Consider the following 18,606-nt stretch of genomic DNA (forward strand, 5'->3'; position numbering starts at 1 on the left):
CCGGTGGCCTGAGCCGGCCGGGGAGACCGATTTCAGCAATTCTCGAGGGTGGCGCTGGCCAAACCGGGAAAGTCTGTAATCAGGCTGTCAACGCCGAAGTCGGCGAGTCTGCGCATCAGCGCGGGCTCGTTGACTGTCCATACCGACACATGCAGCCCCTGACGCTGCGCCTTCTGCAGGCGTTCCGGCGTACACAGGGTCCAGTTCAGCGCCAGAATCTCACAGCCGTAACTCTGGGCGACTTTCAACGGGTCGAGCCATGCATATTCAGCCACCAATCCACGAGACACGTCCGGCACCAGGTCCAGCGCGGCTTTCAGCACTTCGCGTGAACTCGATGTGATCGTGACCTTGTCGAGCAGGCCGAAACGCTGAGCCATTTCGCGTATCGCCAGTACGGTCGTCGCGGCACGGGTGCGAGATGCACTTTTGACTTCCAGCTGCCAATGCTCGAAATCGCATTTCTCGAACAACTCTTCCAGCGTGGGGATCGGGCAAGGCTTGATCCAGCCCGGCCCGCCCTTGCGTGCGTCGTAGGTCACCAGCTCGGCCGCCGTGTGCTCGACGACCTTGCCGCGTCGGTCGGTGGTGCGCTTGAGTGTCGGGTCGTGGATGACCATCAACTCGTTGTCCATGGACAGGTGCAGGTCCAGTTCACAGCGGCGCACGCCATGCTTGAGGCATTGCTGGAAACTGGTCAGCGTGTTTTCCGGTGCTTCGCCCTTGGCGCCGCGATGGCCGTAGATGAGGGTCACGGTTCTTCCTTAAATTAAATGCCTGATTCGTTTTCGCGGGCCAGACGTCGTTCCTGGGCCTGCTTCTGCAAAATGTAGCGGGCCAGCAATTGGCGCTGGGCGTCGGTCGGGTATTCGAACTCGGTGCCAACGTCGTAGGCGCCAGCCTTGCGATCGCAATGCGTGACCTTGGCCCGCAGCAACAGGCCGAGGGCTTGTGGCATCAGCACCAGTTTGACCGACAGGTGCGCGCCCACGGCGATGGGCGTCGGGTGCTGGAAGTCGATACCGCCTTCGGAAATGATCACCGGCTGCGGCTCGCCGATCTGCCCGAGTACGGTGATGGCGATCACCTGGCTCAGCAGATCGATGCGTTTGTTCTGGGATTTCAGGAACGCAGCGAGGTTGCGGTCGCGCTCACTGATCTGGCGCAGCAGGTGTTGCGACTCGAATTCGCTCAGGTGCAGTTCGCTGAGCAAGTTGAACAGTGGGGAAGCATCCTGCAACACTTCCTGGCCTGCGGCTTCGGGAGCGGACAGGGGCCGAATTTCCAGTGCGATCGTGTCCTCGATACGGTAGTATTCGCGGCGATCTTCTTCATCTAATGTCGACATGGCGAACCCATGGTAGCGGCGGTGGTCTGAGTGTAAAGCTGGTTATCGACCCCCGCCACAAGGACGTTCCTTTTCCCTCCGAACAAGCCCCGACATGTTCAGACCTCTCTTCGTATTTATTGGCACGCGTTATACCCGTGCAAAGCGCCGCAATCATTTTGTGTCATTCATTTCCCTGACCTCGATGATCGGACTCGCCCTCGGCGTGGTCGTGATGATCGTCGTGCTTTCGGTCATGAACGGCTTCGATCATGAGATGCGCACCCGCGTGCTGGGCATGGTGCCCCACGCGACCATCGAGTCCGGTGAACCGATCAGCGACTGGCAAAGCCTGGCCGCCAAGGTCAAGCAGAACCCGCAGGTGACGGCCGTTGCGCCGTTCACCCAGATGCAGGGTTTGCTGACCAACAACGGCAAGGTCTCCAAAGTCCTGCTCAATGCCATCGACCCTGCGCTGGAACGCCAGGTCTCGATCATTGATAACTTCATGCAGCAGGGCAAACTCGACGACCTCACGCCGGGCAGCTTCGGCATTGTCATCGGTGACAAGGCGGCCGCCAAGCTTGGCGCCGCGGTTGGCGACAAGCTGACATTCGTGGCACCGGAAGTCACGGTGACGCCGGCCGGGATGTTCCCGCGCATGAAACGCTTTACCGTGGTCGGCATTTTCCATGTCGGCGCCGGTGAGATCGACGGGTACCTGGGGGTCACCAACCTGCAGGATCTGGCGAAAATGCATCGCTGGAAGCCGGATCAGGTCCAGGGCATCCGCCTGAAGTTCGATGACCTGTTCCAGGCCCCGCGCACGGCGTGGAATATCGCCCAGCAACTCGGTGAGGACCATTTCTACGCCCGCGACTGGACCCGTACCCACGGCAATCTGTATCAGGCGATCCGCATGGAAAAAGCCATGATCGGCCTGCTGTTGCTGCTGATCGTCGCCGTCGCGGCCTTCAACATCATTTCCACGCTGGTGATGGTGGTGAACGACAAGAAAGGTGACATTGCGATTCTGCGAACCCTGGGCTCAACGCCGGGGCAGATCATGGCGATCTTCATGGTCCAGGGCACGGTCATTGGCGTGATCGGCACGCTGATCGGCGCCGTGGTCGGGATCTTCGCCGCGTTGAACGTCAGCGCTGCGATCTCGGCCCTCGAAGGGTTGATCGGCCACAAATTCCTGAACGCCGACGTGTATTTCATCGATTACCTGCCGTCGCAAGTGCAGAGCCAGGACGTGTTGATGGTCTGCGCCGCCGCGTTGGTCCTGAGTTTCCTCGCCACCCTGTATCCAGCCTGGCGTGCCGCGCGCACCCAGCCTGCGGAGGCGCTACGTTATGAGTGAGTTGGGTATGAGTGATAAAGCAATCTTGAGCTGCCGCAACCTGGGCAAGTCCTACGAGGAAGGCCCGGAGTCGGTAGAAGTGCTGGCCGGTCTGCAACTGGAGTTGCATCCGGGTGAGCGCGTGGCGATTGTCGGCACCTCGGGTTCGGGCAAAAGTACCTTGCTCAACCTGTTGGGCGGTCTCGACACGCCGACCAAGGGCAGCGTCTGGCTCGATGGCGAAGAGCTGTCGGCCCTGAGCGAGAAGAATCGCGGCCTGCTGCGCAACCGGTCGCTGGGTTTCGTCTACCAGTTCCACCATTTGCTGCCTGAGTTCACCGCGCTGGAAAACGTCTGCATGCCGCTGCTGATCGGCAAGACTGCGATTCCGGAAGCGCGCCAGCGTGCGACTGCGTTGCTGGAGCGGGTAGGGCTTGGCCATCGCCTGGAGCACAAACCGTCTGAACTGTCCGGCGGCGAACGTCAGCGCGTTGCCATCGCCCGCGCCTTGGTGAACAAGCCAGGCCTGGTGATGCTCGACGAGCCGACCGGCAACCTCGACTCCCACACCGCCCAGGGCATTCAGGATTTGATGCTGGAACTCAGCACCTCGATGCGCACGGCGTTCCTGGTGGTGACTCACGACATGAACCTGGCTCGCCAGATGGATCGCGTCCTGCATTTGCAGGAAGGTTGCCTGACGCCCATCTGATTGGCCGAAACCCGGCGTGCTGAACAGTACGTCGGGTCTTTTATTTTTATACGGTGCCCCAGCGAATGTTCAGACCGTTATCGATCTTTATCGGCACGCGCTATACCCGCGCCAAGCGCCGCAATCGCTTTGTTTCCTTCATCTCGATGACCTCGATGATCGGTCTCGCCCTCGGCGTGCTGGCGATGATCGTGGTGCTGTCGGTGATGAACGGCTTCCAGCGCGAAATGAGCTCGCGCATCCTCGGAATGGTGCCGCACGCGACCATCGTCGGCGTGAAGCCGATCGACGATTGGCAGCCCGTGGCCGCCGCCGCGATGAAAAACCCGGAAGTCACTGCCGCCGTGCCGTTCACCGAGATGGAAGGCATGCTCTCCTATAAAGGCACGATGCAGCCAATTCAGGTCAGCGGTGTAGATCCCGCACTGGAAGGCAAGGTGTCGATCGTTGCCCAGCACATCGTTCAGGGCCGTCTCGATGCGTTGAAACCGGGCGAGTTCGGCGTGGTGATCGGCGAAATCACCGCGCGGCGTTTCCGCTTGAATGTCGGCGACAAGATCACCCTGATCGTGCCGGAAGTCAGCAACGCACCGGGCGGCATTACCCCGCGCATGCAGCGGCTGAACGTAGTGGGCGTGTTCAAGGTCGGTGCCGAGCTGGATGGCTCGATGGCGCTGATCCACGTCGCCGATGCCGCGCAGATGCAGCACTGGGAACCGAACCAGGTGCAGAGCGTGCGATTGGCGGTGAAGGATTTGTACGCGGCGCCGAAGGTCTCCAGCGATATCGCTGGCGGGCTGGGCACCGCTTACAAGGCTGATGACTGGACCCACACCCAGGGCAGTCTGTTCAGTGCGATGAAGATGGAAAAAACCATGATCGGCCTGCTGTTGCTGATGATCGTCGCCGTGGCGGCGTTCAACATCATCGCAACGTTGATCATGGTGGTGAACGACAAGGGCGCGGACATCGCGATCCTGCGCACCATTGGCGCCACACCGCGGCAGATCATGGCGATCTTCATGGTGCAGGGCACGGTGATCGGGGTTGTCGGCACCTTGATCGGTGGCGTTCTGGGCGTGATAGCGGCGCTGAACGTCAGCGAGCTGGTGGGGTGGATGGAGCGGGTCAGTGGCCAGCACATCTTCAGTTCTGACGTGTATTTCGTCAGTAACTTGCCGTCGGAGTTGCAGGGTGGGGATGTGTTGTTGATCTGCTCGGCGGGGTTCGTCCTGAGCTTCCTGGCGACGGTCTACCCGGCCTGGCGTGCGGCGAAGATCGAGCCAGCACACGCGTTGCGGTATTCGTAAGTCGTTACACCGCCGTCACGAGCAGGCTCGCGCCCATTGGATCTGATTCAACCCGGTCACTGTGGGAGCGATCCTGCTCGCGATGGGGCCGGCTCTGCTGGCCTTAATCTCCCTTTGGCAACTCAATCACAAAACGCGTCCACCCATTATTCGATTCGCAATGAATCTGTCCGCCATGGGCGCGGATGATTGACTGAGTGATCGCTAATCCCAATCCCGCATGTTCACTACTGCCTTCCTGGCGCGCCGGATCGGTCCGATAAAACCGGTCAAACAATCGCGGCAGCAACGCCCCGTCAATCCCGTCCCCACTGTTCTCGACCGTCAAACTCAAGGCTTTGACCTGATCGACAATCCGCACCCGAACCTCGCCTTCGGCTGGTGTAAACCGCAACGCGTTGTCCAGCAGATTGGAAAGTGCCCGACGCAACATGCTGCGATCTCCCTCCATGCGCGCACTGCCTTCACGACTCAACCTGACCTGCGCGTCCTCCGCCAACGGCGCAAAAAACTCCAGCAACAGATCCACTTCTCCCGCCAGCTCCAGCGGTTCGCGCTTGGGCATCAACAACCCATGGTCAGCCTTGGCCAGATACAACATGTCGTTGACCAGTTGCGCCATCCATTGCAGTTCTTCGAGGTTGCTGTGCAGCGCTTCGCGGTAGTCCTCGATAGGCCGAGGGCGGGTGAGGGTGACCTGAGTGTGGGTCAGCAGGTTCGACAACGGCGTGCGCAGCTCATGGGCGATGTCAGCGGAAAACGCCGAGAGCCGTTGAAAAGAGTCGTCCAGGCGTCCGAGCATGGCGTTGAAGCTGTGGGCCAATTCCTCGAGCTCCGACGGCATATTCTCGTCGGGCAGCCGGGCATTGAGCGATTGCGCTGAAACGCCGCTGGCGATCGCGCTCATGCGTCGCAACGGGCGCAAACCACTGCGTGCCGCCCACGCACCGAGCAACGCGGTGGCCAGCGCCGACAAGCCGACGGTCATCCAGATCAGGCGCTGCATGCGTTGCAGAAAGTGCTGGTGATGGGTGATGTCCAGCAGCAAGGTCAATTGCGGTGAGTCAGGTTTGTCGAGATACAACGGAGCATTGAGGACGCGGTAGTCGGTACCTTCGCTACTCACCGTGGACAAACCCACCTGAGTAGGTAATTCCCGGGGCAGGTGCGGCGAACTGTCATACCAGCGCTGGCCATCGCTGCCAGTGATTCGCAGCGACAGGTCGGCCTGCCGACTCAGTTCATCCGTCAGTCTGACTTCGCTTTCACTCGGCTGAACGTCATGCAGCGCGCGGCGTAAACCCATCAATTTGCCGTCCAGCAACTGCTGATCGAGTTCGACGAAGTGCGCCTCGCTGGCACGACTGAACAACACTCCGGCAAACAATGAAACCACGGCGGTGCAGGCCGCAAACAGCAACGCCAGGCGACTGCTCAGCGAGAGTCGACGCATCAGGCAGGTCGCTCTTCAAGGACATAACCCATGCCGCGCACGGTATGAATCAGCTTGTTGGGGAATTCATCGTCGATCTTCAGGCGCAAACGGCGGATCGCGACCTCGATGACATTGGTGTCGCTGTCGAAATTCATGTCCCAGACCTGGGAGGCAATCAGTGATTTGGGCAGCACCTCACCCTGGCGCCGCAGGAGCATTTCCAGCAGGGCGAACTCCTTGGCAGTCAGGTCGATGCGTTGACCGCCGCGCTCCACCCGGCGGCGGATCAAATCCAGCCGCAGGTCGGCCAGTTGCAGGCTGGTTTCCTGAGGCGAAGCGCTGCCGCGTCGCAACAGGCTGCGGACCCGAGCCAGCAATTCGGAAAAGGCGAACGGCTTGACCAGGTAATCGTCTGCGCCGAGTTCAAGGCCGTGGACCCTGTCCTCAACCGCATCTCGCGCCGTCAGAAAAAGGACTGGTGTATCGAGACCGGCGCCACGCACCGCCTGCAGGATTTGCCAGCCATCGCGACCGGGTAGCATCACATCAAGGATCAACAACGCGTAATCACCACTCAAGGCCAGTTGTTGGCCGGTGATGCCGTCGGCCGCCAGTTCGGTGTTGAAACCGGCCTCAGTCAGGCCCTGGCGCAGGTAGTGGCCGGTTTTCGGTTGGTCTTCGACGATCAGCAGCTTCATGGGCAACTCGAGGCAAGTGGAACGAAGGCTTTATACCGTGGGCAGCGTTGATACAGACCAACCTGACAAAGTTGTAATTTGGCTGTCAGGTCGCGGGCAGTGGCGACAGTTTAGAGTTTTCCACAGGCTGAACCTTATCTTGTTGGAGTACGACTATGTTTTTGCGTAAATATCAGGGGCTGGCCGCGTGTTTGTTGGCGTTAAGCTCGCCAGTGTGGGCCTCGTCGGCGCAGCCCCGGGATTTCGGTCAGCCGGCTCCGGCAACCAAGGCTACCCGAAGTGTCGAGGTGGTGATGGATGACATGTCATTCACGGCCAAGGCGATCGATATCAAAACGGGTGAGACGATTCGTTTTGTGCTGGTGAATAAAGGCCAGTTGTTGCACGAATTCAACCTCGGCAATGCGGCGATGCATGCCCGTCATCAGCAGGAAATGATGAAGATGCAGCAGAGCGGCATGCTCACGCCTACAGGCATGAAGGAAATGGACCACGGTTCGATGGCAGGCATGGATCACGGGATGATGAAGCACGATGACCCGAACAGTGTCCTCGTCGAGCCGGGAAAAACGGCCGAGCTGACCTGGACCTTCACGAAGGCCACCAACCTGGAATTTGCCTGCAACATTCCAGGCCATTACCAGGCGGGCATGGTCGGCAAACTGACTGTCAGTCAGTAAGCACTCAAAGGCGGGCGCAAAGGCTGGTAGAATCCGCTGATTCTTCAGTCAGGTTTCCGCCATGCATCCCGCAGCCGAACACTCGCCGCTGGGCAAATCCAGCGAATACATCGCCACTTATACGCCGTCCTTGCTGTTCCCGATCCCGCGCACCGCGAAATGGGCCGAGTTGGGCCTGACGGCGCAAACCCTGCCTTACAAGGGTGTGGACTTCTGGAACTGCTTCGAGCTGTCGTGGCTGTTGCCGTCCGGTAAGCCGGTGGTGGCGATTGGCGAATTCAGCATCCCGGCGGATTCGCCGAACATCATCGAGTCGAAGTCGTTCAAGCTGTACCTGAACTCGTTGAACCAGACACCGTTTGCCGATAGCGCGACCCTTGAAGCGACGCTGGTCAAAGACCTGTCGGCCGCTGCCGGCAAGCCGGTTGGCGTGCGGATTCGCAGCCTCAAGGATGTCGAAGCCGAAGGCGTCGTGGCGCTGCCGGGCGTGTGCATCGATGATCTGGAGATCAGCGTCAGCAACTACGAACATCCGCGCCCGGAGCTGCTGCGTTGCGATGATTCGCGCATTGTCGAAGAGAGCGTGCACAGTCATCTGCTCAAATCCAACTGCCCGGTCACCAGTCAGCCGGATTGGGGCAGCGTGGCGGTTGAATACCGTGGCGCGGCCCTGGATCACGCGAGTTTGCTGGAGTACATCGTGAGCTTCCGTCAGCACTCGGACTTTCACGAGCAGTGCGTGGAGCGGATTTTTCTCGACTTGCAGCGGTTGTTGAAACCGGAGAGGTTGACGGTGTATGCGCGGTATGTGCGGCGTGGTGGGCTGGACATCAACCCGTATCGCAGCACTGAAGACGTGCAGCTGCCGAACCATCGTCTGGTCCGTCAGTAAAATACTCCTGTAGGAGCGAGCCTGCTCGCGATGGCGGAGTGTCTGGCACCATCGATGTTGAATGTGCTGCCGTCATCGCGAGCAGGCTCGCTCCTACAAGGGATTGCAGTGCACTTCCCAGGTATGAAAAAGCCCCGCCATCACTGGCGGGGCTTTTTTGCATCTGGCGTATTCAGATCCCCATGTTGGCCAAGGCTTGCACGATGTTGCGCAAGGTGCCGGCAAGGGTAGGGTGTTCGATTTCGAAGCGCTCGACGGCAAGGTTTACGTTGTCGGCGAGGCTGGAGTCCTGGGTTTTGGTTTCGAGCTCAAGCTCCAGTTCGATCTGTTGCATCAGCGCGTGCAGGTCTTCGCGCTCGGCTTCCGTCAGCGGCGGATTCTGTTCCAATTGCTCGCGCAGAGTATTGAGCTGTTGTTGCAGTTCGCGGGCAGGCATGGCGTTCTTCCTTTTATCGATAGGCACTGGCATAGACCGCAGCAGCGTGCCAAAGGTCTATGGCTTGCCTTTAGATTAATCCACTCCCGCGCAACCTGCATGATCTCGATCAGGGCTTTTCGCCCTTGAGCCGACGCAGGCTGATGTCCGCCAGGCAGGTGTCGAGCTCGCCGAGGTGATCGATCACCGAATGCACACCCAGGCTGAACAACTGCACGGTCGCTTTACCACGCAGGTGTTCGCGCTCCTTTTGGCTCAAGGCCTGCCATTCGTTGGGCGCCAACCCGCAGAGCGAACCGCAGGACGCCAGGCCGATCGTCCATAACCCGGCATTCAGTCCCGATTGCAGCAGTCGCGGTTCGCCACTGACCAGCACGCAACCATCGAGTCGTTCGACATTCAATGCCATCAAGGCTTGCCAGCAAGCGTTCGGCGCCGGCCATGGATTGAGTGTTGCGGGGTGTTGCGAAGGTTTGATCCACGCAGGCAGGGCGCCGGCCAGCGAATGGGTGAGGGCGGGGGGCAACTCGTCGAGCCAGGCGCAAGGAATCTGCTGGCGCTGCAAGCTGTTCAGACTGTCCAGCGCGCCGGGGGTGACCTCGGCATGCGCTGGTGTGTGAGTATCGTGCTGGCGCATCCGGGCGCCGAAATCCACCAGGCAACCGCTGAGCCCGAACAGTACGGCGGTCAGGCTGGGTGCGGCAACGGGCAAGGCTTCGGCGTGCGGCATATCAACGTCCCTGAAATAACGACAAGGCTATGTGTTGCCGGTGACAGTTGCATGACACTGATGTGAAGCGCGCTCAGTCAGGACGAATCATCTGTAAGTCCTCACGCGCGAGGCTGCCCTAAACCGGCTTTTCCGTCTTATACTAGCCAGCTTATCGCCTGGGCCAAGTGCCCATGCCAGTACAATCCAAGGAGTTTTCTATGCGCTGGAGCAATCGTCTAGCTCAGCTTTGTGTGTGTGCCAGCGTGTTGCTGGTTCCGTTCGCAGCCCAGGCTGCCACGGAAGAAGACCCTTGGGAAAGCGTCAACCGTCCAATCTTCCAGTTCAACGACTTCGTCGACACCTATGCACTCAAGCCAATCGCTCAAGGCTACCAGTTCGTGACGCCGCAGTTTCTGGAAGACGGCATTCACAACATGTTCCGCAACGTCGGTGATGTCACCAACCTTGCCAACAACGTCTTGCAGGCTAAACCGGCCGCGGCTGGCGTCGATACTGCGCGTCTGATCTTCAACACTACCTTCGGCCTGCTGGGCTTCTTCGACGTCGGCACCAAAATGGGCCTGAATCGTAGCGACGAAGACTTCGGCCAGACGCTCGGTTACTGGGGCTTGGGCAGCGGCCCGTATGTGATGTTGCCGTTGTTGGGCCCAAGCACGTTGCGTGATGCGCCATCCAAGTACGTCGACGGCTACACCGGCCCGTATCGCTATATCAACGACGTTCCCGTGCGTAACTCGATCTTCGGCCTGAACATCGTCGACACCCGCGCCAGCTTGCTGTCGAGCGAGAAGTTGATCACTGGCGACAAATACACGTTCATTCGCAATGCGTATTTGCAGAACCGCGAGTTCAAGGTCAAAGACGGCCAGGTCGAAGACGATTTTTGATCTCTACCCGTGAAATGAAGAAGGCGGCCGATTGGCCGCCTTCTTTCGTTTGGATCAGGGCTTATTTCATCTTCAAGATTGTAAGCCCGAGTTTCTGACTGCCACCGTCCTGTTCCTTCACCCAGACCACTTCGGTGTCGGCTTCAAGGCCTTTGAGCGCTACGTGATCGGAATCAATGCGCACGCTGAGCCGGTCTCCGACCTTGAAAAGGCGGGGTGCCTCGACCTGCATGCCACTGCTGGAAAGGTCGATGCAGACGGCTGGCACCTCATCGCCTTCGTGAATCAGCGACACATCGGCATCGACCCGCATGCGGATGAAATCGCGCTTTTCGCTGTAGTCCCGATCGGTTTGACTCATGGGCTTCATCCTTCCATTGGGTTACGGTTTTGCCTGTTCTTATAACTCCCGGTGATTTGACAAGTAAAGACGTCAAGCGACCATCGGCGTGAGCTTGAAACGCCCCGCGGATGGGAGTACCGTCTGCGCCTTAGAAGGGCACCTCTGGTGTACCTGTGTGTAGGGCAAATGCCCGATAACGGTGCGACAGAGAGGCTAGAAAGCGAATCCAGTAGTGTGAGCCGGGCTAAACCCCGTGCCTGCTACGCCAACCTAATTCTGGCGCCGTTTGCCCACATGCCAAAAACCAGTGCCACGCTGCTGATAATCGATGATGACGAAGTAGTGCGCGCGAGCCTCGCGGCCTACTTGGAAGACAGTGGTTTCAGTGTCCTGCAAGCCAGCAATGGCCAGCAGGGTCTTCAGGTATTCGAGCAAGACAAGCCTGACTTGGTCATCTGCGATCTGCGCATGCCGCAGATGGGCGGACTCGAACTCATTCGCCAGGTCACCGAGCTGTCGCCGCAAACCCCGGTGATCGTGGTTTCGGGTGCCGGCGTGATGAACGACGCGGTCGAGGCCTTGCGCCTGGGTGCGGCGGATTACCTGATCAAGCCTCTCGAAGATCTGGCTGTGCTCGAGCACTCTGTGCGCCGTGCCCTGGATCGTGCGCGCCTGCTGCTGGAGAACCAGCGCTACCGCGAGAAGCTGGAAAAGGCCAACCGCGAGCTCGCCGCCAGCTTGAACCTGCTCCAGGAAGACCAGAACGCCGGTCGCCAGGTGCAGATGAACATGCTGCCGGTCAGCCCCTGGACCATCGACGAGTTCCAGTTCGCCCACCAGATCATCCCGTCGTTGTACCTGTCGGGTGATTTCGTTGACTACTTTCGGGTCGACGAGCGTCGCGTAGCCTTCTACCTGGCCGACGTTTCCGGCCATGGCGCCTCTTCAGCCTTCGTCACCGTGCTGCTGAAGTTCATGACCACGCGCTTGCTGTTCGAATCCAAGCGCAGCGGCACATTGCCAGAATTCAAGCCTTCAGAGGTCCTTGGTCATATCAACCGAGGCCTGATCAGTTGTAAGCTGGGTAAACACGTCACAATGGTCGGTGGTGTCATCGACGAGGAGACAGGTTTGTTGACCTATAGCATCGGTGGTCATTTGCCGTTGCCTGTGTTGTACACGCCAGACAGTGTTCGTTATCTGGAAGGCCGTGGTCTGCCGGTGGGCCTCTTCAATGAAGCCACCTATGAAGACCACGTGCTGGAACTGCCGCCGACATTCAGCCTGACGCTGATGTCCGATGGCATTCTGGACCTTTTGCCAGAACCTACACTCAAAGAAAAAGAAGCGGCTTTGCCCCAACGGGTCAAGGCAGCGGGCGGCAGCCTGGATGGTCTGCGGCAGGTTTTTGGATTGGCCACGCTAGGGGAGATGCCGGATGATATCGCCCTGTTGGTGTTGAGCAGGAATCTTTAATGAGTACCGGTAGAATCCAGTTCGCCGAGCAGGATGGCACCTTCGTCCTGAAGTTCGTCGGTGAAGTTCGCCTGACCCTGTGTTCGGCGTTGGATGCGACTATTGAGCGGATCTTCACCGCGTTGAACTTCAACGCGATCGTGATCGACCTGACCGAAACCCGCAGCATCGACAGCACCACCCTGGGCCTGCTGGCCAAACTGTCGATCCTGTCGCGGCAAAAGGTCGGCCTGCTGCCGACCGTCGTCACCACCCACGAAGACATCACCCGTCTGCTGCAGTCCATGGGCTTCGAGCAAGTGTTCAACATCGTTGACCGCCCGATCCCGTGCCCTGAATGCCTGACCGACCTGCCAGACCAGGATCAGTCCGAGGAAGTCGTGCGGATCAAAGTGCTCGAGGCACACAAAATCCTCATGGGCCTGAACGACTCCAATCGTGAAGCCTTCCATGACCTGGTGAATGCTTTAGAGCGTCATTGATCCCCTGAGGGGGATGTAGGGAAGGCGGGCTCCATCGCGAATCCCCGAATCCAAAGCATGAAAAAGGGCGAACCTGTAAGGGGTCGCCCTTTTTGCATTGCGCTGGACTAGATCACAGCTTGGCTTGCAGCAGTGCTTCGAGTTTTTCCTGGTCGCGAGCGAACTGACGAATCCCCTCAGCCAGTTTCTCGGTCGCCATCGCGTCCTCGTTGGACAACCAGCGGAACTGCGCTTCATTCAGGCTCAAGCGCCCTTCACCCGCATGCCCCGGGGCCAACTTGCGCTCCAGCTTGCCAGTGTCCGCCGCCAGCTTTTCCAACAGGTCCGGGCTGATGGTCAGGCGATCACACCCGGCCAACTGCTCAATCTGATTCAGATTGCGGAAGCTCGCACCCATGACCACGGTCTTGTAGTCATTGGCCTTGTAGTAGTTGTAGATACGCGTCACCGACTGCACACCCGGATCATCCGCGCCGGTGTAGTCGTTGCCGTTGGCTTTCTTGTACCAGTCGTAGATGCGGCCTACGAACGGCGAAATCAGGAACACCCCGGCGTCAGCACATGCCGCCGCCTGAGCAAACGAGAACAGCAGCGTCAGGTTGGTCTGAATGCCTTCCTTTTCAAGCTTCTCGGCGGCGCGAATGCCTTCCCAGGTGGAGGCGATTTTGATCAGCACGCGGTCACGGCCGATGCCGGCCTTGTCGTACAGCTCGATCAGACGGTGCGCACGCTTCAATACGGCGTCAGTGTCGAACGAAAGGCGTGCATCCACTTCAGTGGAAATGCGGCCCGGTACAGCCTTCAGGATTTCCTGGCCTACCGCCACGCCAAAGCGGTCGCTGGCCAGGCCCACATCGCCCTTGCAGTCGTGGACGCAGGCGTTCAGCAACTCGGCATAACCGGGAATGGCCGCCGCTTTCAGCAGCAGGGAAGGGTTGGTGGTAGCGTCGACGGGTTTTACGCGAGCGATAGCTTCGAAGTCGCCGGTGTCGGCAACTACGGTGGTCATTTGTTTGAGTTGTTCCAGCTTGGAAGTCATGGGCGTGCTCTGTCCTATGGGTCTAATGACATTACCCGAGCGCTGACAGCCACTCAAGGGCGCATGTACGTATCGGTGGCCCCGTTGGCAACAACCGGAGAACGGATGTTTGAAAGGTGGGGCGCGGGTCTCGGTAAATACGATGCCAAAACCGCGCGCAGGTTCAAAGCAACTGACCGTTGACGGCTCTATGGCAACTCTGGCGCCTGAGCTGGCATGCCTGCATTCGCACGCCAACGGGTGTTAAAAAGGGTCAGGTTCAGCCGTTATAAGATGTCAATTAGTGCCACTCGGATGGCGTGTAATGTGGCGCGGATAAATGTAGGTATTGGATGGGGAAATGACTTCACAAGGTGAGCGGGTGTCTGCAATTGTGGAGGCCTTTGATGACATTATTCTCGGTTATGTCTTGAAAAAATTGACCGAAGTATTTGAAGCGCTGATGGCCGCATCAAAGAAGAACCATCCGGACAATATGACGGGTCTGGTTGAAATGGGAAGGGTGAAAGCCGCAAAGAAAATTCCCGCTTGGCTCAATCGCGTGAAACACAGCATGCCCAGCCAAGTCACTCGCGTGTTGCTGGAACAAATGAGCGACTCACAGAAGTCCAAACATGACCTGCGGTTTGAAGCGCAAGCCGTATTGTTCGAGGTGCTGGTGGAAGAGTCGCTGGCCATGGACGCCGCAAGTTATGCAGAGTGGATTAATAAAAGCGCCGGTTGATGGTGGGCGCGGTCATTCATCAGGGTTACTTCAATAACATTTTGACGGCAGCTTCCGCAGGTTTTGATGTTCCATCGGACGACTTTAATCCAAAACTTCGCTCGCGATCATTGCTGCCAGTGTCGCTGTTTTTCCATTCGTAAAGGGACGTCAGCGGTATATTCAGTTTTTTGACGTCCGAGATAAATCTTGTAATGCGTGATGCTTGCCCGGCGGTGCCTCCGATGGAACTGAGCGATGGCACTCCCCATTCGGTAATGACCCCCGGCACATGGAAGTTATCAAGGATAAACGCTTGAGTACGGCTGATTTCGGTGCCCGACATGCCATACGGGTGATAAGAAACAGCGCTGAGGCACCGTGGGTGTTCCCTCAGGATCTCAGTCAGTGCGACGGTCGCCTTGGAGTCTTTGGTGGGCGCCTTCGCGAATCCAAAGCCGATCAGGGGTGTTGAGTGATCCCGCTTTTGTAACGCGTTGCACACTGCGCTCATGAACGGCACAAACGTTACTTCAAAATCCTGGGTAGGCCAGTATTTTGGCAAGTCCGGTTCATTCCAGATTTCAATGGCGACAAGCTGCGCACTGAAGGCGTTTTCCAGACCGATCACCGAGTTGGCGAATGAATCTCCCGCAGCGGCGAGATCTATCCCACTGCTTTGCGTTTTGTGGGTTAACGCTTTGGTGGAGCGAACGGTCATCAATACTGGCAGGTCGGCGGATTTGGCCGCTGCGAAGGCTTCACTGATCTGTTGTTGATACGCCGGGTTAGCCAGGCTGTTCGTCCATACGCCAAAGCGCACGAATCCAAACCCTGACGCCTTGATCTCATGGGCGTCGGCGGTCGAGAAATTCTGGATCTTCACCTGAACGCCTATTGTCTTGTTGTCCTGGGCCAGCGCTGAAAAAGCCTGACTGGCGTAAACAGGGCTGAAGGCGCCAAGTATAAATAGCGTTGAAGTGGCAATCAGTCGAAAACACTTGGAGGGCATAACGGGCAGTTCCTGTAGTCGTCCAGAGTAGAGGGCAGGGGAACATAGCATTAGTCAGTTAATACAGCGATACCATTAATCTTCCCGCCCAGACGTCCATTGTTAATATTGGTCGGATAAATAACTTTCCTATCGTGAGTGTTATTTATGGTCCGGTTTTCTGGTTGGGCGTTTTTTGTGTGTCGTGGTATTTAATACGAAAGTACTTTCATGATGGATCCCACTCTGAATGCGGGACGGTCTTGTTGGCTCACTTATAGCCTCGCTATACGTGGACCGAATCGACACTACACGGGAAGAGTAGCCTTGTTCAGAAAGATTCTTGTGGTCTGCGTCGGCAATATATGCCGAAGCCCGACCGCTGAACTGTTGCTTCGCCATGCGCTGCAACCTTCAGGTATCTCAGTGACCTCCGCGGGATTGAACGCGCGGGTGGGTGAGTCTATGGAGCCCGACGCACTTCGGGTTCTTGAACAACAGGGTCACGAAGACCAAGGGTTTAAAGCGCGGCAGATTACGCCTGCCATTGTCAATGAATCAGACCTAATCCTAGTCATGGAAAAAGAGCATGTACAGGGCGTACTAAAGATTGCATCACACGCCAGGGGCAAAGTGTTTCTTCTGGGGAAGTGGCAGAGTGAACGCGAAATAAAGGACCCGTATCGTCAAGGAAAAGCTGCGTTCGTCCATGCCCATGCATTGATTGAAGATGCCGTTTGCTCATGGGCGCAGCGCCTCGGACGTTGATGGATGATTTTCAGATTAGTAATAATGGTAAAAGAATAGACCTTATGCAGTTACCGTCAGTAGTCAGCACCCGGGATAAAGACAGAGACGAGATTGATCTGCTCGGTTTATTAGGCACATTGATTGACCATAAATGGTTAATAGGTGCCATCACCGGGGCGTTCATGGTGACCGGTGCCGCGTATTCGATTTTATCGCCGCCCGTGTATCTGGCGAACGCCCTGGTCCAGGTCGAGCCGAAAAAGAACGACATGCTGGGGTTCTCGGATATCAGCAGCATGCTCGGTGGACAATCACCGGCGGCTACCGAGATCGGCATTATCAAGTCTCGTGCGGTTATCGGTAAAACGGTCGATGATCTGCATCTTGATATTGTGATTACGCCCAACACCTTTCCCGTTATCGGCGGCTTTCTTGCTCGGCGCTATAAAAGCAGCCCTGCGGAAAGTGTCTCGCCACCGCGCTTTGGCATGAACAGTTATGCCTGGGGCGGCGAGCGCCTTTATATCGAACAGCTCGATCTGCCGGCTGAACTGTTGGGCAAGAAACTGATGTTGGTCGCCGAAGAGCGCAATCGATTCAAGCTCTACGATGACAACGGCGGTTTGTTGGCCGAAGGCGCCACAGGCGAAGCCATCGCACAGGAGGGTGTCGAAGTCCTTATCGCGAGCATGGCCGCGAATCCGGGCACTAAATTCGAAGTCGTGCGCAATCCACGCATTGTCACCATTCAGAATTACCAGGACGCCCTCGATGTATCCGAGCAAGGTAAAGAGTCGGGCATTATAAGTCTGGCCCTGGCCAGCACCGACTACGCCTTGGCGGTGAAGATTCTCAACAAGATCTCAAGGCTTTATGTGCAGCAGAATGTGCAACGCACCTCTGCCGAGGCGGCCCAGAGCCTTGAGTTCCTGCAGGCGCAACTCCCGCAAGTCAAAGAAGATCTGGTCAAGGCCAGCAACGCGCTGAACAGCTATCAGACCCACGGAAATACAGTCAACATCTCCCTCGAAACCAAGTCTGTGCTGGAACAGATGGTGGTGCTGGATACGCGCATCTCGGATCTCAAACTCCAGCAAGCCGACATGGACCGAAAGTTCACCCGGGAGCATCCGGCCTACCGCGCATTGATGGCGCAGATGGGGGATTTGAACAAACAGCGACAAGGGTTGGAAAAGAAAGTCCAAGGACTTCCGGCGACACAGCAGGAGCTGTTAAACCTGACCCGTGATGTGGAAGTGGCGACACAGATTTATACCCAGTTGCTGAACAAATCCCAGGAGCTGGACATTGTCAGGGCCGGGGCGGTCGGCAATGCGCGGCTGATTGATACGGCGGACGTCGACATCACCACCCCGGTCAAACCGCGCAAAGCCCTGATCGTATTGATTGCGACGTTGCTGGGTGGCTTTGTCGGTGTAGCGCTGGTGTTAGTGCGTAAATCGCTGAGCAGAGGACTTGAAGGGCCGGAAGCCATCGAGCAACTGGGGCTGCCGGTTTATGCCTCCATTCCTTACAGCACCCTGCAACAAGAAGAAGATACTAAAAAAGTCAGACAGGGCGACGGAGCCCACAGCCAGTCTTTCCTATTGGCCCTGCGTAACCCCACGGACCTGTCCATCGAATCGATCCGCAGCTTGCGGACCTGTCTGCATTTTGCAGGGCTGGATGCCACCAACAACCGGATCATGATCTCCGGTCCGAGTCCCCAGGTAGGCAAAACATTTGTCTCTTCCAACTTGGCCGCGGTCATCGCTCAAAGTGGGCAGACGGTCGTACTGATCGATGCCGATATGCGCAAAGGTCATCTGCACAAGACCTTGGCGACACCGATCAGCAATGGCTTGTCCGATCTGTTGACCAAGCGCTGCAGCATCGAGCAAGCGATCAATAAACTCGAAGTCGATAACCTGCATTTCATCAGTCGGGGACAAGTACCGCCCAACCCGTCCGAACTGTTGATGCATGCCAACTTCAGAGAACTCCTCGCTGAACTGAGTGAACTCTACGACGTGGTAATCATCGACACGCCACCTCTTCTGGCCGTGACAGATGCGGCCATCGTTGGACGTGAAGCCGCCATTAATCTGATCGTGACGCGCTTCGGCGTCAATCCGGCCAAAGAGATCGAATTGACGATTCGTCGGTTTGCTCAAAACGGCATCGAATTGAAAGGCGCGATTTTCAACGGTGTCGAGAAGCGAGCGTCCAGCTATTACGGTAATGGCAGTTATGGCTATTACAACTACGAGTACGCCTCTGACAAGTCGTAAATGCGGGTTCTATTTGCCAGGTCATGGACTGAGAGTGGGCTCACCATTCTCCGGTCCCTGTCGCCTTGCGACTACG

The 18,606-nt window shown here is 57.7% G+C and carries 20 protein-coding genes; 11 read left to right on the forward strand and 9 right to left on the reverse strand.

What is annotated here, in order from left to right:
- Positions 1-32: 32 nt before the first annotated feature.
- Together FHL16_RS11035 and FHL16_RS11040 are read right to left on the reverse strand one after the other, a co-directional pair.
- Positions 33-755: a glycerophosphodiester phosphodiesterase gene (locus FHL16_RS11035; RefSeq protein WP_010456321.1), complete on the reverse strand. Its 723-nt coding sequence runs from the start codon at positions 753-755 to the stop codon at positions 33-35.
- A gap of 14 nt (positions 756-769) precedes the next feature.
- Positions 770-1,348 carry a PilZ domain-containing protein gene (locus FHL16_RS11040; RefSeq protein WP_010456319.1) on the reverse strand — a complete coding sequence of 193 codons (579 nt, stop codon included), beginning with the start codon at positions 1,346-1,348 and terminating at the stop codon, positions 770-772.
- Positions 1,349-1,442: 94 nt separating this feature from the next.
- Between FHL16_RS11040 and FHL16_RS11045 the strand changes: the two genes are divergently transcribed.
- The 3 genes from FHL16_RS11045 (at position 1,443) to FHL16_RS11055 (ending at position 4,694) form a co-directional block, all read left to right on the forward strand.
- Complete coding sequence (locus FHL16_RS11045) at positions 1,443-2,693, forward strand: lipoprotein-releasing ABC transporter permease subunit (RefSeq protein WP_010456317.1); 1,251 nt, start codon at positions 1,443-1,445, stop codon at positions 2,691-2,693.
- A gap of 7 nt (positions 2,694-2,700) precedes the next feature.
- Complete coding sequence (gene lolD / locus FHL16_RS11050; RefSeq protein WP_167360488.1) at positions 2,701-3,384, forward strand: lipoprotein-releasing ABC transporter ATP-binding protein LolD; 684 nt, start codon at positions 2,701-2,703, stop codon at positions 3,382-3,384.
- 65 nt (positions 3,385-3,449) lie between these two features.
- Positions 3,450-4,694: a lipoprotein-releasing ABC transporter permease subunit gene (locus FHL16_RS11055; protein ID WP_010456313.1), complete on the forward strand. Its 1,245-nt coding sequence runs from the start codon at positions 3,450-3,452 to the stop codon at positions 4,692-4,694.
- A gap of 103 nt (positions 4,695-4,797) precedes the next feature.
- Here FHL16_RS11055 and FHL16_RS11060 read toward each other — a convergent pair whose 3' ends face one another.
- Complete coding sequence (locus tag FHL16_RS11060; protein WP_077748231.1) at positions 4,798-6,147, reverse strand: heavy metal sensor histidine kinase; 1,350 nt, start codon at positions 6,145-6,147, stop codon at positions 4,798-4,800.
- Positions 6,147-6,827 carry a heavy metal response regulator transcription factor gene (locus tag FHL16_RS11065; protein WP_010456310.1) on the reverse strand — a complete coding sequence of 227 codons (681 nt, stop codon included), beginning with the start codon at positions 6,825-6,827 and terminating at the stop codon, positions 6,147-6,149. The genes FHL16_RS11060 and FHL16_RS11065 overlap by 1 nt, the downstream gene beginning before the upstream one ends.
- A 155-nt stretch (positions 6,828-6,982) precedes the next feature.
- On the opposite strand from FHL16_RS11065, the gene copI reads away from it, so the two are divergent.
- Positions 6,983-7,507, forward strand: coding sequence for a copper-resistant cuproprotein CopI (gene copI / locus FHL16_RS11070; RefSeq protein WP_077748232.1), 525 nt, complete (start codon positions 6,983-6,985; stop codon positions 7,505-7,507).
- 61 nt (positions 7,508-7,568) lie between these two features.
- Positions 7,569-8,399 (forward strand): NADPH-dependent 7-cyano-7-deazaguanine reductase QueF, encoded by an 831-nt coding sequence (gene queF / locus FHL16_RS11075; RefSeq protein WP_077748233.1) that lies wholly within the window; start codon positions 7,569-7,571, stop codon positions 8,397-8,399.
- Positions 8,400-8,571: 172 nt separating this feature from the next.
- Here the strand turns inward: queF and FHL16_RS11085 are convergent, their stop codons facing one another.
- Positions 8,572-8,835 (reverse strand): DUF4404 family protein, encoded by a 264-nt coding sequence (locus tag FHL16_RS11085; protein ID WP_008151367.1) that lies wholly within the window; start codon positions 8,833-8,835, stop codon positions 8,572-8,574.
- A gap of 109 nt (positions 8,836-8,944) precedes the next feature.
- On the reverse strand, positions 8,945-9,565 hold the full coding sequence (locus FHL16_RS11090) for a phosphatase (protein ID WP_077748234.1): 621 nt from the start codon (positions 9,563-9,565) through the stop codon (positions 8,945-8,947).
- A gap of 200 nt (positions 9,566-9,765) precedes the next feature.
- On the opposite strand from FHL16_RS11090, the gene FHL16_RS11095 reads away from it, so the two are divergent.
- Positions 9,766-10,455 carry an MlaA family lipoprotein gene (locus FHL16_RS11095; RefSeq protein WP_010456300.1) on the forward strand — a complete coding sequence of 230 codons (690 nt, stop codon included), beginning with the start codon at positions 9,766-9,768 and terminating at the stop codon, positions 10,453-10,455.
- A gap of 61 nt (positions 10,456-10,516) precedes the next feature.
- Here the strand turns inward: FHL16_RS11095 and FHL16_RS11100 are convergent, their stop codons facing one another.
- Entirely contained in the window at positions 10,517-10,816 is a 300-nt protein-coding gene (locus FHL16_RS11100; RefSeq protein WP_077748235.1) for a PilZ domain-containing protein, read from the reverse strand.
- A 276-nt stretch (positions 10,817-11,092) separates the two neighbouring features.
- Here FHL16_RS11100 and rssB point away from each other — a divergent pair, with 276 nt between their 5' ends.
- Together rssB and rssC are read left to right on the forward strand one after the other, a co-directional pair.
- Positions 11,093-12,274 carry a two-component system response regulator RssB gene (gene rssB / locus FHL16_RS11105; RefSeq protein WP_010456296.1) on the forward strand — a complete coding sequence of 394 codons (1,182 nt, stop codon included), beginning with the start codon at positions 11,093-11,095 and terminating at the stop codon, positions 12,272-12,274.
- On the forward strand, positions 12,274-12,756 hold the full coding sequence (rssC, locus tag FHL16_RS11110; protein ID WP_007935262.1) for an anti-sigma factor antagonist RssC: 483 nt from the start codon (positions 12,274-12,276) through the stop codon (positions 12,754-12,756). The genes rssB and rssC overlap by 1 nt, the downstream gene beginning before the upstream one ends.
- Before the next feature lie 112 nt (positions 12,757-12,868).
- On the opposite strand, the gene tal is transcribed toward rssC, so the two are convergent.
- Positions 12,869-13,795: a transaldolase gene (gene tal / locus FHL16_RS11115; protein WP_077748236.1), complete on the reverse strand. Its 927-nt coding sequence runs from the start codon at positions 13,793-13,795 to the stop codon at positions 12,869-12,871.
- Positions 13,796-14,135: 340 nt separating this feature from the next.
- Between tal and FHL16_RS11120 the strand changes: the two genes are divergently transcribed.
- Complete coding sequence (locus tag FHL16_RS11120; protein ID WP_077748237.1) at positions 14,136-14,519, forward strand: hypothetical protein; 384 nt, start codon at positions 14,136-14,138, stop codon at positions 14,517-14,519.
- Between the two features lie 25 nt (positions 14,520-14,544).
- On the opposite strand, the gene FHL16_RS11125 is transcribed toward FHL16_RS11120, so the two are convergent.
- A complete protein-coding gene (locus FHL16_RS11125; protein ID WP_077748238.1) occupies positions 14,545-15,510 on the reverse strand; it encodes a glycosyl hydrolase family 5 in 966 nt (321 codons plus the stop codon).
- Between the two features lie 306 nt (positions 15,511-15,816).
- On the opposite strand from FHL16_RS11125, the gene FHL16_RS11130 reads away from it, so the two are divergent.
- Together FHL16_RS11130 and FHL16_RS11135 are read left to right on the forward strand one after the other, a co-directional pair.
- Positions 15,817-16,257, forward strand: a complete 441-nt coding sequence (locus tag FHL16_RS11130; RefSeq protein ID WP_077748239.1) for a low molecular weight protein-tyrosine-phosphatase — start codon at positions 15,817-15,819, stop codon at positions 16,255-16,257.
- A gap of 44 nt (positions 16,258-16,301) precedes the next feature.
- On the forward strand, positions 16,302-18,530 hold the full coding sequence (locus tag FHL16_RS11135) for a polysaccharide biosynthesis tyrosine autokinase (protein ID WP_077748240.1): 2,229 nt from the start codon (positions 16,302-16,304) through the stop codon (positions 18,528-18,530).
- Positions 18,531-18,606: the final 76 nt, after the last annotated feature.

The sequence above is a fragment of the Pseudomonas sp. FSL W5-0299 genome, assembly GCF_005930655.1.
Classification (GTDB): Bacteria; Pseudomonadota; Gammaproteobacteria; order Pseudomonadales; family Pseudomonadaceae; genus Aquipseudomonas; species Aquipseudomonas mandelii.